Here is a 14,315-nt window from a genome sequence, read left to right on the forward strand (position 1 = left end):
TCCGGACTACGACATCACCGGCAGCACCGCCGACAGGTCCGCGCGCTCGCCGCTCGCCGCGGCCTTCGCCGACTCCAGCGCCTCGGCCCAGCCCGTGCGGCCGGTGGCGAGGCGGATCCAGGTGAGGGGGTCGGTCTCGACGACGTTCGGCGGGGTGCCCCGGGTGTGCTTCGGACCGGCCACGCACTGGACCACCGCGTAGGGCGGGATCCGCACCTCCACCGAGCCGCCGGGCGCCTTCACGGCGAGCGCGTCGGCGAGCAGCCGGGTGCACGCGGCGAGCGCCTGCCGGTCGTGGGGGACGGCGAGTTCGGGCACGGCGTGGTTCAAGTCGTCGGTGTGGACGGTCAGTTCGACGGTCCGGGTCACCACGACGTCGGCGAAGGTCATCGCACCGAACCGGGTCGGCATGAGCCGGGTGTCGGCGGTGGTCGCGAAGAGCTCGGCGGTGCGGGCGGCCCGCTGCTCGTACAGCGCGTCGAGATCGTTGACCGAGGACGCCAACTCCCTTGTGCCGTCCGAGACTTGACCGGCGACGTCGGCCGTACGGAACGGCCACTCAAGGAGCGCCACCTCCTGCTTGAGCGGCTCGGCCTCGGCGAGGTAGCGGTCCAGCATGCCGAGGGCCATGGTGAGGTGCACGGCGAGCTCGCGCACCGTCCAGTCGCCGAGCCGGGTGGGCCGGGCGAGCTGCTCGGGCGTGAGCGTGCGGACGGCTTCGCGTACGAGGGCGAACTGGGCGAGGACGGCGGCCCGGGTCTTCGCCGGGTCGAACCTGCGGGTGCGCTTGGAGGCCGGGGGCATGAAGACGAGCCTACGCCGGACCGGGGTAGCCCCCCAGACCGTTTTCGACCTGCGCGAACGCCCGCTCGGCGCGCTCCGCGGCATCGGCCACGACACAGCGGGCGGCGTCGCCACCGAGGATGCGGCGCCGCCCAGTCGATGGCGCTGGTGAACGCGCTGGGCGCCGCCGTGTTCGGCACGCTGCTCAGCCGGGTGTACGAGGCGAAGGTTCCGGGCGGCTCGACCAGCGCCGTCGCCCAGTTGACGGGCGGAGCCCGCGACCACGCGGTGCACGGGTTCGTCACCGCGATGGACGTGGTGTCCGGTCATGGCCCCGGCTGCGGCCTTGGCCGCCGCCGGGCGGCTCGACCAGCGCCGTCGCCCAGTTGTCGGGCGGAGCCCGCGACCACGCGGTGCACGGGTTCGTCACCGCGATGGACGTGGTGCCCCTGGCGGCCGCCGGGGTCATGGCGTCGGCCGCGGCCTTGGCCGCCCGACTGCCCGCCGAGCCCCGCGCCACCGCAGCACCGGTCGAAGACCGCGAACTCGCCGCCGCCTGAACGTACTTCGGCCCCGTACTCCCTCAACAGGGGTACGGGGCCGAGGAGTTGGCGTACGGCTAGGCCAGCAGGGCCGGGATGGTCGCCTCGTGGGCCGTGCGCAGCTCGTCCAGGCCGAGGCTGAACTCGCCCTGAACCTCGACGGCTTCGCCGTCCACGACACCGATCCGGGTCGCCGGGAGGCCGCGCGCGCCGCACATGTCGGTGAAGCGCAGCTCCTCGGAGCGCGGCACGGACACGATCGCCCGGCCGGCCGACTCGGAGAACAGGAAGGTGAAGGCGTCGAGCCCGTCCGGCACGACCAGGCGCGCGCCCTGGCCGCCCTTGAGGCAGGACTCCACCACGGCCTGGATCAGACCGCCGTCGGACAGGTCGTGCGCGGCGTCGATCATGCCGTCGCGCGAGCCCGAGATCAGGATCTCGCCCAGCAGCTTCTCGCGGTCCAGGTCCACCTGGGGCGGCAGGCCGCCGAGGTGGTTGTGCACGACCTCGGACCAGGCCGAGCCGCCGAACTCCTCGCGCGTGTCACCGAGGAGGTAGAGCAGCTGGCCCTCCTGGGCGAACGCGATCGGGGTGCGCCGGTTCACGTCGTCGATCACGCCGAGCACCGCGACCACGGGGGTCGGGTGGATCGCGGTCTCGCCGGTCTGGTTGTAGAGGGAGACGTTGCCGCCGGTCACCGGGGTGCCGAGCTGGAGGCAGCCGTCCGCGAGACCACGGGTGGCCTCGGCGAACTGCCACATCACGTCCGGGTCCTCGGGGGAGCCGAAGTTCAGGCAGTCCGAGATGGCGAGCGGCTTCGCGCCGGAGGCCGCCACGTTGCGGTAGGCCTCGGCGAGCGCGAGCTGCGCACCGGTGTACGGGTCGAGCTTGGTGTACCGGCCGTTGCCGTCGGTCGCCATGGCCACGCCCAGGTTCGACTCCTCGTCGATCCGGACCATGCCCGCGTCCTCGGGCATCGCGAGCACCGTGTTGCCCTGTACGAAACGGTCGTACTGGTCGGTGATCCACGCCTTGGAGGCCTGGTTCGGCGAGGCGACCAGCTTGAGGACCTGGTCCTTCAGCTCGTCACCGTTCGACGGACGGGCCAGCCTGCCCGCGTCGTCGGCCTGGAGCGCGTCCTGCCAGGAGGGGCGCGCGAACGGGCGGTTGTAGACCGGGCCCTCGTGCGCCACCGTGCGCGGCGGTACGTCCACGATCTGCTCGCCGTGCCAGAAGATCTCCAGCTGGGAGCCCTCGGTCACCTCACCGATGACGGTGGCGATGACGTCCCACTTCTCGCAGATCTCCATGAAGCGCTCGACGTGCTGCGGCTCGACGACCGCGCACATCCGCTCCTGCGACTCGCTCATGAGGATCTCCTCCGGCGAGAGGGAGGAGTCGCGCAGCGGCACGGTGTCCAGCTCGACGCGCATGCCGCCGGAACCGGCGCTCGCCAGCTCGGAGGTCGCGCACGACAGGCCCGCGCCACCGAGGTCCTGGATGCCCGCGACGAGCTTCTCGCGGAAGATCTCCAGGGTGCACTCGATGAGGAGCTTCTCCTGGAACGGGTCGCCGACCTGGACGGCGGGCCGCTTGGCGGGACCCGTCGACTCGAAGGTCTCCGAGGCCAGCACCGAGACGCCGCCGATGCCGTCGCCGCCGGTGCGGGCGCCGTACAGGATGACCTTGTTGCCGGGGCCGGACGCCTTCGCGAGGTGGATGTCCTCGTGCTTCATCACGCCGATGCAGCCCGCGTTGACCAGCGGGTTGCCCTGGTAGCAGGCGTCGAAGACGACCTCGCCGCCGATGTTCGGCAGGCCCAGGCAGTTGCCGTAGCCGCCGATGCCCGCGACGACGCCGGGCAGCACGCGCTTGGTGTCGGGGTGGTCGGCCGCACCGAAGCGCAGCGGGTCCACGACCGCGACCGGGCGGGCGCCCATGGCGAGGATGTCGCGGACGATGCCGCCCACGCCGGTGGCCGCGCCCTGGTAGGGCTCGATGTAGCTGGGGTGGTTGTGCGACTCGACCTTGAAGGTGACCGCGTACCCCTGGCCGACGTCGACGACGCCCGCGTTCTCGCCGATGCCGACGAGCATGGCGTCGTTGTCGGGGACCTTCTCGCCGAACTGGCGCAGGTGGACCTTGCTGCTCTTGTAGGAGCAGTGCTCGGACCACATGACGGAGTACATGGCGAGCTCGGCACCGGTCGGGCGGCGGCCGAGGATCTCCCGGATGCGCGCGTACTCGTCCTCCTTGAGGCCGAGCTCCTTCCAGGGCTGCTCGACGTCGGGCGTCTCGGCGGCGTGCTTGACGGTGTCGAGGCTCATGAGGCGTTGACCAGCTTCTTGAGGATCGAAGTGAAGAATCCGAGACCGTCGGTACGACCCGTACCGATCAGCGGCTCCACGGCGTGCTCGGGGTGCGGCATCAGGCCGACGACGTTTCCGGCGGCGTTGGTGATGCCGGCGATGTCACGGAGCGAGCCGTTGGGGTTCACGTCCAGGTAGCGGAACGCGACCCGGCCCTCGGCCTCCAGCTCGTCGAGCGTGCGCTCGTCGGCGACGTACCGGCCGTCCATGTTCTTCAGCGGGACCTGGATCTCCTGGCCCGCCTCGTAGTCGGCGGTCCAGGCCGTCTCCGCGTTCTCCACCCGCAGCTTCTGCTCGCGGCAGATGAAGTGCAGGTGGTTGTTGCGGAGCATGGCGCCCGGCAGCAGGTGCGACTCGGTGAGGATCTGGAAGCCGTTGCAGATGCCGAGGACCGGCAGACCGGCCTTCGCCTGCTCGATGACGGTCTCCATCACCGGCGAGAACCGGGAGATGGCACCGGCCCGCAGATAGTCGCCGTAGGAGAAACCACCGGCGAGGACGACCGCGTCGACCTGCTTGAGGTCCTTGTCGCGGTGCCAGAGCGAGACCGGCTCGGCGCCCGCGATGCGGACGGCGCGCAGACTGTCCCGGTCGTCGAGCGTCCCGGGGAAGGTGACCACCCCGATACGAGCGGTCACTTGGACCGCTCCTCGACCTTGACGGTGAAGTCTTCGATGACGGTGTTGGCGAGGAAGGTCTCGGCCATCTCGTGGATGCGGGCGAGAGCGGCCTCGTCGACCGGCCCCTCGACCTCGAGCTCGAAACGCTTTCCCTGACGTACGTCGCCGATCCCCTCGAAGCCGAGACGGGGCAGTGCGCGCTGCACCGCCTGTCCCTGCGGGTCGAGGATTTCCGGCTTGAGCATGACGTCGACTACGACGCGTGCCACTGGCACTCCCGGTGTGGTGTGGTGCGAAGGCGGTTCCCTCAGAGTACCCGCCCCGAAAATCTACGCGGGTAGATATCGCTAACGCCTGATCACGTTCCGGTTTCGGCCGCGACAACGCGTGGGAAAAATCCCGAGAAAAAGTCGCCGAAGTCATTGCGTCGGGACACGCGGATGCAATTGGCTGGGCTTCACATTGCAATGGGTGTCGCTGTACAAAGGAATCCCAGCGGGAACAACATTGCTCCATAACAGCCGGAAGGCCGGTATCGCCGCACGTCAGGCACGTGGGAGTGGCGATGCCGTAGGAAGGATCCGATATCCGTGGCTCAGCGCGTAGTGGTCACACTCTCCGATGACATCGACGGCGGAGAAGCGGCGGAAACGGTCATGTTCGGCCTGGACGGAAAGGTCTACGAGATCGACCTCAATCCCGCCAATGCAAAGAAACTGCGCAAGGCGCTCGCGCCTTACGTGACAGCGGGCCGGAAGCACACCAAGTCCGGGAAGACGTTCCGGCACACCCCCGTCGCGCCCGACCCGGCGGCCGTCCGCGCCTGGGCCCGCTCCCACCAGATGGACGTGCCGGCCAGGGGCCGGATCCCGAAGAAGGTCTACGAGGCCTTCGCGGAGGCGAGCTGACCCCCCGTCCGGGACGGTCCTGCGGCCGCCCCGGACACCGGAGTTGCACACCCCCCCTGCTGATCAGCTAGAGTCTGGAGCACGCCGAGGGGCAAGGCCGAAAGGCCCGGTCCACCGGAGCGTGCGGGTGTAGTTCAGTAGTAGAACATCCCCCTTCCAGGGGGAAGGCGCAGTGTGCAATTCCTGTCACCCGCTCTGCATTGCCTACCGACCATCTTTGTGGATCAGGTAGAGTAGTGCTCGCGCCGCCCAGTGAGAGCTGGTCGGAGGCATGCGGACGTGGCTCAGTTGGTAGAGCATCACCTTGCCAAGGTGAGGGTCGCGAGTTCGAATCTCGTCGTCCGCTCAGGAAGTACAAAGGCCCCGGTTCATCGAACCGGGGCCTTCGTCGTGCGCCCGTTCACTCCTGACATTTGTCATGGGCGGCGATGACACCGCGCACTGCCCCGCCCCCCGATCCCGCGGAACGCTGGACGCATGGCAGGCACAGCAGATGTGATCGAGGTCGAGGAGCTGCGGCGGACCTACGCCGGGGGCTTCGAGGCCGTATCCGGAATCTCCTTCTCGGTGGCACGGGGCGAGCTCTTCGCGCTGCTCGGCACCAACGGCGCGGGCAAGACCTCCACCGTCGAACTCCTCGAAGGGCTCGCCCCGCCGAGCGGCGGCCGCGTCCGGGTGCTCGGGCACGACCCGTACACCGAGCGGGCCGCCGTGCGCCCCCGTACCGGCGTGATGCTCCAGGAAGGCGGTTTCCCCGCCGAGCTCACCGTCGCCGAGACCGTACGGATGTGGGCGGGGTGCACCAGTGGAGCCCGGCCGGTGGAGGAGGCGCTGGAGCTCGTCGATCTGGGGCGGCGCTCGCAGGTGCGGGTGAAGCAGCTGTCCGGCGGTGAGAAGCGGCGGCTCGACCTGGCGCTCGCGCTGCTCTCGCGGCCCGAGGTGCTCTTCCTCGACGAGCCGACGACCGGCCTGGACGCCGAAGGGCGGCGCGACACCTGGGAGTTGGTGCGGGCGCTGCGCGACGGCGGCACGACCGTGCTCCTGACCACCCACTACCTGGAGGAGGCCGAGGCGCTCGCCGAGCGGCTCGCGATCCTGCACGAAGGGCGGATCGCGGCGAGCGGCCGCGTGGACGAGGTGGTCGCCGCCCAGCCCTCGCACATCGCCTTCGAGCTGCCCGACGGCTACCACCTCGGCGACCTGCCGCCGCTCGCCCGGCTCGGCGTCAGCAGCCACGAGACGGCCGGGCGCACGGTGCGGCTGAAGACCCACCAGCTCCAACAGGCCGCCACCGGGCTGCTGTTGTGGGCCAGGGACAGCGGGGTCGAGCTGCGGGGGCTCGACGTGCGCTCCGCCTCGCTCGAAGAGGCGTTCCTGAAGATCGCGCGGGACCAGCGGCAGGAAGAGGAGACGGTTCGATGAGCACCCTGGACGCGGTACGCGGCTCCGCCCCGGCCCCGGCCCCCGAGCGGGCCACGAAGGGCGCGGCGGACCGCATGAAGGCGCTCGGCCGCGCCGAACTCACCCTGCTGGGCCGCAACAAGTCCGCCCTGTTCACCGTCCTCGCCCTGCCGGGCCTGCTGACGGTCTCGATGTACTCGGCGGTCCGGAGCCTCGACCTGAAGCAGACCGGGCTCACCGTCGGCACGGTCCTGCTGCCCGGCTCGCTCGGCTACGTCCTGCTGTTCGCGGTGTACTCGACGCTGAGCGGCGTCTATGTCGTACGCCGCGAGGAGCTCGTCCTGAAGCGGCTGCGCACCGGGGAGCTGCGGGACCTGGAGATCCTGGCGGGGGCGGCGCTGCCCGCGGTGCTCATCGGGCTCGCGCAGTCCGTGCTGCTCGCGGTGGGCGGCTCCGTCCTGATGGACGTGGCGGTGCCCGGCACGGTGTGGCTCGCGGCCCTCGGACTGCTGCTCGGCATGGTCCTGATGGGCGCACTCGCGGCGGCCACCGCGGCCCTCACCCGCTCCGCCGAGGGCGCCCAGATCGCGGTCATGCCGCTGATGATGCTGTCGATCGCCGGCTCGGGCATGGTCGTACCGCTGGACGTGATGCCCACTCAGCTGGCCTCGGTCTGCGAAGTGCTGCCGCTGACCCCGGTGGTGAGCCTGATCAGGGAGGGCTGGGCCCCGGGCGCGGGCGTGGTCGAGGTGCTGCGGCAGCTCCTCGTCATGGTTGTCTGGACGTTCATCGCGGTGTGGGTCGTGCGCAAGCGCTTCCGCTGGGAGCCGCGGCGCTGAGACGAGGGGGAAGAGCGTGGTCGGCCGGATACGCGCGTGGCACCAACGCCACTGGCGGGACCGCAGCAGGGTCGAACAGGTCGAGATGCAGAGCCGGCTGATCTGGCGGTGCACGACGTGGTTCTTCTTCCTCAGCTGGGAGGTGCCGTTCGTGCTCCAGGACCTGCGCCGCGAACCCCTGCCGCTGGCCCTCGCCGTGGCGACCCTCGCCACCGGCACCGTGCAGGCCCATCAGGGCATCCGGGCGCACCGCGTCGCGCTCGACCGGTATCTGGGGCGGGCCGCCGAGCCGCGCCGTCCGCTCGTGCTGACCGGCGCGCTCTGCCTGCTCTCGCTCGCCCTGCTGGCCGGGCTGTACGCGGCGCACGGCGTCAAGGAGAGCGAGCTCATCCTGATCGTGCTCTACATCGTGCTGCCGTTCGGCATGACGTACAGCATGCTCACCACGCCGTGGAGGTTCCTCGGGCGGTTCGCCCTGCTCGCGCTGCCGACCGCGGCGGTGTTCGCGGCGGCCGGACTGCGCGGCGGACGCCTGCTCGCCCTGGCCCTGGTGGTCGCCCTGTCCGGCAGCTACCTGCTCCTGATGTCGCGCTGCGGGGCCTGGACCCTTTCGATGATGTGGGAGTCGGACCGGGCCCGGCAGACCGAGGCGCGGCTGGCCGTCGCCGAGGAACGGCTGCGCTTCGGGCGGGACATGCACGACGTGCTCGGCCGCAACCTCGCCGTCATCGCGCTCAAGGCCGAGCTCGCCGTGCAGCTCGCCCAGCGCGGCCGGCCCGAGGCGATGGCGCAGATGGTGGAGGTGCAGCGCATCGCCCAGGAATCGCAGAAAGAGGTACGGGAAGTGGTGCGCGGCTATCGCGAGGCGGACCTCGGCGTCGAGATCGAGGGCGCCCGGGGCGTCCTGGAGGCGGCCGGCATCGGCTGCGACTACAGCGGGCCGGCCGACGGGCTGAGCGTCGAGGCGCAGTCGGCGCTCGGCTGGGTGGTGCGCGAGGCCACCACCAACGTGCTGCGGCACGGCGACGCCCGCGGCGTGGCGATCCGGCTCGCCGTCGCCGATCACACCGCGACGCTGGTCGTCGAGAACGACGGCGTACCGGAACGCCCGGCCCAGGCCCCCGGCTCGGGCCTCGCGGGCCTGCGCGAACGGCTGGCCGCACTGGGCGGCACCCTGGAGGCGGGGCCGGTCGGCGACGGGCTGTTCCGGCTGACCGCGGAGGTGCCCCGATGAGCCGCGTACGGGTGCTGCTCGCCGACGACGAGCATCTGATCCGGGGCGCGCTCGCGGCGCTGCTCGGCCTTGAGGACGACCTGGAGGTGGTCGCGGAGGCCGCGTCCGGGCCCGAGGCGCTCGCCATGGCGCGGGCCCACCGGCCCGATGTGGCGGTCCTCGATCTGGAGATGCCGGGGGCGGACGGTGTGACAGTGGCCACAAGGCTGCGGGGCGAGCTGCCGTCCTGCCGGACCATGATCGTGACCAGTCACGGGCGCCCCGGGCACCTCAAGCGGGCGCTGTCGGCGGGGGTGCGGGGCTTCGTCCCGAAGACCGTCAGCGCCCAGCGCCTCGCCGAGATCATCAGATCCGTGCACGCCGGAAACCGTTATGTGGACCCGGAGTTGGCGGCCGACGCGATCTCCGCCGGGGACTCCCCGCTGACCGCGCGCGAGGCCGAGGTGCTCGGGTTCGCGGCCGACGGGGCGCCCGTCGCGGAGATCGCCGAGCGGGCCGCGCTGTCCCAGGGGACGGTGCGCAACTACCTCTCGTCGGCCGCCGCCAAACTGGGGGCGGAGAACCGTCACACGGCGGTGCGTCTCGCCCGCGAGCGAGGTTGGGTATAGTGGTCTCCGCGCCACGGCGCATGCGAACGTAGCTCAGCTGGTAGAGCACCACCTTGCCAAGGTGGATGTCGCGAGTTCGAACCTCGTCGTTCGCTCAGAAGGAGAAGCCCCCCGGCCACCGGCCGGGGGGCTTCTTCGCGCTTACGACCAGCTGGTCCCGGTGAGCTGCTCGTACGCCTCGACGTACTTGGCCCGGGTCGCGTCCACGACCTCCTGGGGCAGCGGGGGCGGCGGCCGCTCGCTGGTGCGGTCCCAGCCGGAGGCCGGCGAGGTCAGCCAGTCGCGGACGTACTGCTTGTCGTAGGAGGGCTGGTCCCGGCCCGGCTCCCAGGTCGCGGCCGGCCAGAAGCGGGAGGAGTCCGGGGTGAGCACCTCGTCGGCGATGACGAGCTCCTCGCCCGCGAAGCCGAACTCGAACTTGGTGTCCGCGAGGATGATGCCGCGCTCGCGGGCGATGTCGCGGGCCCGGCCGTACACGGCGAGGGTGGCCTGGCGCAGCTGGGCGGCGGTCTCGGCGCCGATCTGGCGGGCCACCTCCTCGTAGCTCACGTTCTCGTCGTGGTCGCCGACGGCGGCCTTGGTGGCGGGCGTGAAGATCGGCGCGGGCAGCTCGGAGCCGTTGGCCAGGCCCTCGGGCAGCGCGAGGCCGCACACCGTACGGGACTGGTTGTACTCGGCCAGGCCGGACCCGGCGAGGTAGCCGCGGGCGACGCACTCCACCGGGACCATCGCGAGCGAGCGGCACACCAGGGTGCGGCCCGCCCAGTCGGCGGGGGCGCCCTCGGGGAGCTCCTCGGAGATGACGTGGTTGGGCACCAGGTCGGCGAGCAGGTCGAACCACCACAGCGACAGCTGGGTGAGCACCCGGCCCTTGTCGGGGATCTCGGTGGGCAGCACCCAGTCGTACGCGGACATCCGGTCGCTGGCGACCATCAGGAGGTCGCCCGCCTCGTTCTGATAGAGGTCACGCACCTTGCCCGTGTGGAGGTGGGTCAGGCCCGGCACCTGAAGCGGCTCGGGCTTTTCTACGAATCCGGACACGGTTCCTCCGCGTAGGTTGATCCAGGAGCGGTTCCGATTCTCTCGCATGCGGGCGGGCGCCGCGGTCGCGGGGCCGGTCGCGCGGGCCCGGCCGGGGTCAGTCCCGCTTGCAGATGCGGTCGAGGAGGTTGGCCGTGGCCCGCTGGATCCGGGCGTCCACGTGGCCGGGCCGGTCGAGCGCCGGTGACCAGGCGAACGTGCCCGAGGCGAAGACGAGCGCGCCGGACGGGGACCGGTACAGGGACGTCTCCTGGTGCCGGACGTTCTGCTCGCCGTCCCGGTACGGGGAGTGGGCGAGCAGGATGCGGTCCTGGTGCTCGGGCAGCGCGGTGCGCGGGTAGTAGCGGTCGGCCTCGCCCGCGACCAGCCCCTCGATCTCGTCGCCGTCCCCGGCCCCGGTCGCCTCCCACAGCCAGTGGTCGGCATTGCGTACGACCATGGGGTACGGCTCGGGGACGCGGCCCGCGTACTGGATGCCCAGGAGCTGCTGCTCGGGCCTGGCGACCTCGCGCCACAGGGCGGGGCGGCCGGGGCCGCGGCGCTTGCGGCAGGTCAGCAGCCGGTCGGGCACCCCGGACGGCGAGGGCCCCAACTCCACTTGCCAGTAGAGGGAGTTGGCGGAGAGGAAGACGAGCGAGGTGCCGCCGTCGCGGGCCAGCTCGACGGTGCGGCGCATGGGGGCCGACCAGTACTCGTCGTGGCCGGGGAAGACGAGGCCGCGGTAGCGGGTGGGGTCCACGCGGCCCGCGTGCAGGTCGCGGGCGTCCGCGTAGGCGAGGTCGTAGCCGTAGCGCTCGGCCCAGCGGATGAAGTCGTAGGCGTGGCCGACGTGCAGGGGCAGGCCCGCGCCCGCGTAGGGGCGGTCGAAGGAGACGGTGGTCGCCGCGTCCTCCTCGCCGAGCAGCCGGCCCTCCTCGTCCCAGGCGTGGTAGAGGCTGGCGCCGGTGCGGCCGTCCTCCGGGTACAGGTTGTACGCCTGCCAGGTGATGTCGGGCAGCAGCAGGAGCAGATCGGCGGGGTGGCCGTCGCGGACGGTGAACGGGATGTGCGAGCGGTAGCCGTCGGCGGTGGTCAGGACGGCGACATGGGCGCCGACCGAGGCGTGCGAGGGCACCTGGTAGCGCCAGGACTGCCACCAGTGGTGGCAGGAGACCGTCCGGTCGGCCGCCAGCGGAGGCGGCTGGACGATCCCGGAGAGCCGGGGGCTGGTGGCGATCTTCGCGGCCCCGTCGCCGCCGTAGTGCCCGATCCGGTAGACGTCGACGGTGAACTGCTGCGGGGGGTCCACGGTGATGTGGAAGTCGATGGCCTCGCCGGGCTCGACGGCCCCGCTGGAGGCGAACCCCTTGATCTGCTGGCGTACGTCGTCGGCGGTGCGCGGCCCGGTCACCCGGGCGGTGCTGCGCGGGGTGCCGCGCTGGACCGGGACGTGGTCGACGTACCAGGGCACCACGTGCCCGGTGTCGTCGAAGTACGTCTCGCTGCCCCGGAGCCAGGGCAGCGGGCCCTGCCCGAAGGGGTCCGAGACGGCGTGCGCGAGGGCACCGGACTCCCAGCGCCGGATGTGCTCCGACCGTTCCACCCCCATGTCACTCCCCTCCCTCGATCCCCCGCGATACCAGTGATGCGGCCGTGGTCCGCCGCCTGTCCGCTACCGGTCCCCAGCACATCACATAACGCACGCACTCCGTCACCGTTCGTCGCGAATTGACGTTAAGGGGAACTCGGCATTCCGGATGCCCGGGGACGAACTCGATGTATTGGGGGGCCTGTTGGGGGCGGGGCGGGGGTGAGGGGCCCGCGGAGGCTGGTGGAGGGCGGGGGTGGACGGAGCGCGGAGGCTCGTGGAGGGCGGGGGCGGTGTTCGGGGCAGGGTCCGTGCGGGGGCGCGTACCGGTTGCCCCTCGGAGCCCGGCCCGCGGAGTGCGGGGGTGCCCCCGGGGCCGTTCGGCTTGCCCCTCAGGGCCTCGGTGTGCGGGGGCGGGGTCCGTGCGGGGGCGCGCGTACCGGTTGGCCCTCAGGGCCCGGCCCTCCGAGCGCGGGGGTGACCCCGGGGCCGTACGGCTGGCCCCTCAGGCCCGCCTCCGAGCGAGGGGGTGGCCCGTCAGACCAGCCGTACCGGCTTCTCCGGGCGGATGCCCACCGCGGCCAGCCACGCGCGCAGGTCCTCCGCGTCGCCGTCCTCGACCAGGGTCAGGACGGGCGAGGCCAGGTCCGAGCGGCGTACGTCGTCGATGAGGAGCGACGGGCCGTCCAGCCAGTCGAGCCCGGGCAGCGCGCCCGCCGTGTCGACCGCGGCGCAGCACACCATCGCGGTCACGTGGTCGGCGAGCAGCTCGCGGCCGGTGCGGGGCGGCTGGAGGGGGAAGAGCGGTATCGCGTCGGCGCCCCAGGGCTCCGGGCCCGGCGCGGGCGGCGCGGACGCGGCCTCCTCGACGGCCACCTCCGCCGCGATCCGGGTGGCGAGGCACTCCGCGGCCTCCCCGTCGGGCGCGGTGAGGTGGTCGATGACGCGGGCCAGCGTCGGGGCGGCGGGCTCCGCGTCACGGCGCTCGCCCAGCGCGTCCAGAACCCGGTGCAGCCGGGCGGCCTCGGTGCGCCACTTGCGGTCGACGACCTCCTCCGGATACGCCGCCCAGTCGACCGGAGCCCAGTCGGGGCCGGGCTCCGCGGGGCCGCCGTGGAACAGCCGGGCGGCGAGCAGCGAGGTCGCCTCGTCGGCGACGCCGGGCTCCTCCAGCAGGTCACAGGCCGGGCGCTCGCCGAGCCGGGAGGTGAACCCCTCGGCGAGGCGGTCGCGCCGGGACAGCTCGGTGAGCGCCGAGACCACGCCCGCGTCGAGCCGGGAGGGCCAGCGCCCCATCCGCCAGGCGGGCAGCGCGACCCGGGTCAGCAGCCGGTCCCAGCCCGCGTACGCGAGCCCGACCTGCTCCTGGGCGACGATGCGCACCCCGTAGTCCACCGCCTGGGCCCGCTCGGACGCGGCGGCGGCGACCCCGCGCTCCATCTCGGCGGCGTGCACCCGGCACCCGCGCAGGAGCAGCCGGGCCACCGAGCCGACGAAGCCGAGCGCGACGCGCCGCACCGGGCCGAGCCCGGGCCTGCCCGCGACGCCGACGGCCGCGTCGAGGCCGCGTACGAACCGGCGGGCGGCGGCTATGTCGGGGTGGGCGGAGGGGCCCGTACCGGCGACGACGGGGGCGAGGATCGCCCGGAGCTCGCCGACGCGCATCCACCACATGAAGGGCGAGCCGATGACCAGGACCGGCGCGGCCGGCACCCGCCGGGCACGAGCGGAGCGGGCTTCGGCCGCGCCCCGTATGAAGCGAGCGGGCATCGCCCCCCGGCCGGCGGCGGTGTGCGCCGGATGTGTGCGGTCCTCCAGCCAGCTGTCGCAGTCGGGCGTCAGGGCTATCGCCGAGGGCGGCGGCACGTCGAGCCGCTCGGCCAGGTCTCTGACCAGGCGGTACAGATCGGGGGCGGCCGATTCGGCGAGGTCCACCGTGGGGGACAGGGCCGGTCTGGCCCGGACGATCACCACCGCGACCACGGCCGCGAGCAGCAGCACGACCAGCGCGGTCACGGTGACCGCCCAGCGCGTGGTGTCCCAGCCGCTGCCGTCGATGCGGCCCTGCGCCGCGGCGACGAGCAGCACGACGGCGACGGCCGCGGGCACCAGGGCCACGGCCAGCGCCCGGCTGCGGATGCGCAGCACGGCGAGGGCCCGCGAGCGCGCATGCTGCGCACCCACCTCTCCACCCATTCCGGTAGCGGACACGGTCGGACGTCACCCCCTCTGCGCTGCGTCGGCGTTGCTCACTCCCCCACTGTGGCACCCGCCACTGACATCGCAATGCCGGTGGGCCAAGTGCCGGAACGCCTTCGCCGCACCCTAGTTGGGGGTTCGGCAGGAGTCATCCGGATGGGCCAGCCGTCACTCGATGGAATGGCTTTGGGCAAAGGTGCGGTT

The 14,315-nt window shown here is 72.3% G+C and carries 14 protein-coding genes and 3 tRNA genes; 10 read left to right on the forward strand and 7 right to left on the reverse strand.

Annotated features, from left to right (window positions below):
- Positions 1–6: 6 nt before the first annotated feature.
- Positions 7–804: a maleylpyruvate isomerase family mycothiol-dependent enzyme gene (locus AC07F3_RS37745; RefSeq protein WP_479119338.1), complete on the reverse strand. Its 798-nt coding sequence runs from the start codon at positions 802–804 to the stop codon at positions 7–9.
- Between AC07F3_RS37745 and AC07F3_RS37750 the strand changes: the two genes are divergently transcribed.
- Entirely contained in the window at positions 803–955 is a 153-nt protein-coding gene (locus tag AC07F3_RS37750) for a hypothetical protein (protein WP_479119339.1), read from the forward strand. The two genes, AC07F3_RS37745 and AC07F3_RS37750, sit on opposite strands and share 2 nt — an antisense overlap.
- Before the next feature lie 214 nt (positions 956–1,169).
- Complete coding sequence (locus tag AC07F3_RS37755; protein WP_479119340.1) at positions 1,170–1,343, forward strand: hypothetical protein; 174 nt, start codon at positions 1,170–1,172, stop codon at positions 1,341–1,343.
- Between the two features lie 59 nt (positions 1,344–1,402).
- Here AC07F3_RS37755 and purL read toward each other — a convergent pair whose 3' ends face one another.
- From purL to purS, 3 genes are read right to left on the reverse strand one after another with little or no spacing between them, the layout of a single operon-like run.
- Positions 1,403–3,652: a phosphoribosylformylglycinamidine synthase subunit PurL gene (gene purL, locus AC07F3_RS37760; protein WP_479119341.1), complete on the reverse strand. Its 2,250-nt coding sequence runs from the start codon at positions 3,650–3,652 to the stop codon at positions 1,403–1,405.
- Entirely contained in the window at positions 3,649–4,332 is a 684-nt protein-coding gene (gene purQ / locus AC07F3_RS37765) for a phosphoribosylformylglycinamidine synthase subunit PurQ (protein WP_386151645.1), read from the reverse strand. Before purQ ends, purL begins: the two co-directional genes overlap by 4 nt.
- Positions 4,329–4,583 carry a phosphoribosylformylglycinamidine synthase subunit PurS gene (gene purS / locus AC07F3_RS37770; RefSeq protein ID WP_479119342.1) on the reverse strand — a complete coding sequence of 85 codons (255 nt, stop codon included), beginning with the start codon at positions 4,581–4,583 and terminating at the stop codon, positions 4,329–4,331. The genes purQ and purS overlap by 4 nt, the downstream gene beginning before the upstream one ends.
- A 321-nt stretch (positions 4,584–4,904) precedes the next feature.
- On the opposite strand from purS, the gene AC07F3_RS37775 reads away from it, so the two are divergent.
- The 8 genes from AC07F3_RS37775 (at position 4,905) to AC07F3_RS37810 (ending at position 9,399) form a co-directional block, all read left to right on the forward strand.
- Positions 4,905–5,222: a histone-like nucleoid-structuring protein Lsr2 gene (locus AC07F3_RS37775; protein WP_479119343.1), complete on the forward strand. Its 318-nt coding sequence runs from the start codon at positions 4,905–4,907 to the stop codon at positions 5,220–5,222.
- Between the two features lie 123 nt (positions 5,223–5,345).
- A tRNA-Gly gene (locus tag AC07F3_RS37780) sits at positions 5,346–5,417 on the forward strand.
- 78 nt (positions 5,418–5,495) lie between these two features.
- Positions 5,496–5,568: transfer RNA gene (locus AC07F3_RS37785), tRNA-Gly, on the forward strand.
- A gap of 131 nt (positions 5,569–5,699) precedes the next feature.
- On the forward strand, positions 5,700–6,644 hold the full coding sequence (locus tag AC07F3_RS37790; RefSeq protein WP_479119344.1) for an ABC transporter ATP-binding protein: 945 nt from the start codon (positions 5,700–5,702) through the stop codon (positions 6,642–6,644).
- The gene (locus tag AC07F3_RS37795) at positions 6,641–7,462 is read left to right on the forward strand and encodes an ABC transporter permease (protein WP_479119345.1); all 822 of its coding nucleotides are present in this window, start codon (positions 6,641–6,643) and stop codon (positions 7,460–7,462) included. Before AC07F3_RS37790 ends, AC07F3_RS37795 begins: the two co-directional genes overlap by 4 nt.
- A gap of 16 nt (positions 7,463–7,478) precedes the next feature.
- Entirely contained in the window at positions 7,479–8,696 is a 1,218-nt protein-coding gene (locus AC07F3_RS37800; protein ID WP_479119346.1) for a sensor histidine kinase, read from the forward strand.
- Positions 8,693–9,304 carry a response regulator transcription factor gene (locus tag AC07F3_RS37805; protein WP_479119347.1) on the forward strand — a complete coding sequence of 204 codons (612 nt, stop codon included), beginning with the start codon at positions 8,693–8,695 and terminating at the stop codon, positions 9,302–9,304. Before AC07F3_RS37800 ends, AC07F3_RS37805 begins: the two co-directional genes overlap by 4 nt.
- Before the next feature lie 22 nt (positions 9,305–9,326).
- Positions 9,327–9,399, forward strand: a tRNA-Gly gene (locus tag AC07F3_RS37810).
- 46 nt (positions 9,400–9,445) lie between these two features.
- On the opposite strand, the gene AC07F3_RS37815 is transcribed toward AC07F3_RS37810, so the two are convergent.
- From AC07F3_RS37815 to AC07F3_RS37825, 3 genes are all read right to left on the reverse strand, one after another.
- Positions 9,446–10,345 (reverse strand): phosphoribosylaminoimidazolesuccinocarboxamide synthase, encoded by a 900-nt coding sequence (locus AC07F3_RS37815; RefSeq protein ID WP_479119348.1) that lies wholly within the window; start codon positions 10,343–10,345, stop codon positions 9,446–9,448.
- A 97-nt stretch (positions 10,346–10,442) separates the two neighbouring features.
- The gene (locus AC07F3_RS37820) at positions 10,443–11,933 is read right to left on the reverse strand and encodes a N,N-dimethylformamidase beta subunit family domain-containing protein (protein ID WP_479119350.1); all 1,491 of its coding nucleotides are present in this window, start codon (positions 11,931–11,933) and stop codon (positions 10,443–10,445) included.
- A gap of 516 nt (positions 11,934–12,449) precedes the next feature.
- A complete protein-coding gene (locus AC07F3_RS37825) occupies positions 12,450–14,123 on the reverse strand; it encodes a hypothetical protein (RefSeq protein ID WP_479119352.1) in 1,674 nt (557 codons plus the stop codon).
- Positions 14,124–14,315 lie beyond the last annotated feature (192 nt).

The organism is Streptomyces sp. NPDC045846, from assembly GCF_056431605.1.

Coding starts and splice junctions, on each gene's coding strand:
- AC07F3_RS37750 (WP_479119339.1), top strand. CDS start 803: ATGAAGACGAGCCTACGCCGGACCGGGGTAGCCCCCCAGACCGTTTTC.
- AC07F3_RS37745 (WP_479119338.1), bottom strand. CDS start 804: ATGCCCCCGGCCTCCAAGCGCACCCGCAGGTTCGACCCGGCGAAGACC.
- purL (WP_479119341.1), bottom strand. CDS start 3,652: ATGAGCCTCGACACCGTCAAGCACGCCGCCGAGACGCCCGACGTCGAG.
- AC07F3_RS37790 (WP_479119344.1), top strand. CDS start 5,700: ATGGCAGGCACAGCAGATGTGATCGAGGTCGAGGAGCTGCGGCGGACC.
- AC07F3_RS37795 (WP_479119345.1), top strand. CDS start 6,641: ATGAGCACCCTGGACGCGGTACGCGGCTCCGCCCCGGCCCCGGCCCCC.
- AC07F3_RS37805 (WP_479119347.1), top strand. CDS start 8,693: ATGAGCCGCGTACGGGTGCTGCTCGCCGACGACGAGCATCTGATCCGG.
- AC07F3_RS37820 (WP_479119350.1), bottom strand. CDS start 11,933: ATGGGGGTGGAACGGTCGGAGCACATCCGGCGCTGGGAGTCCGGTGCC.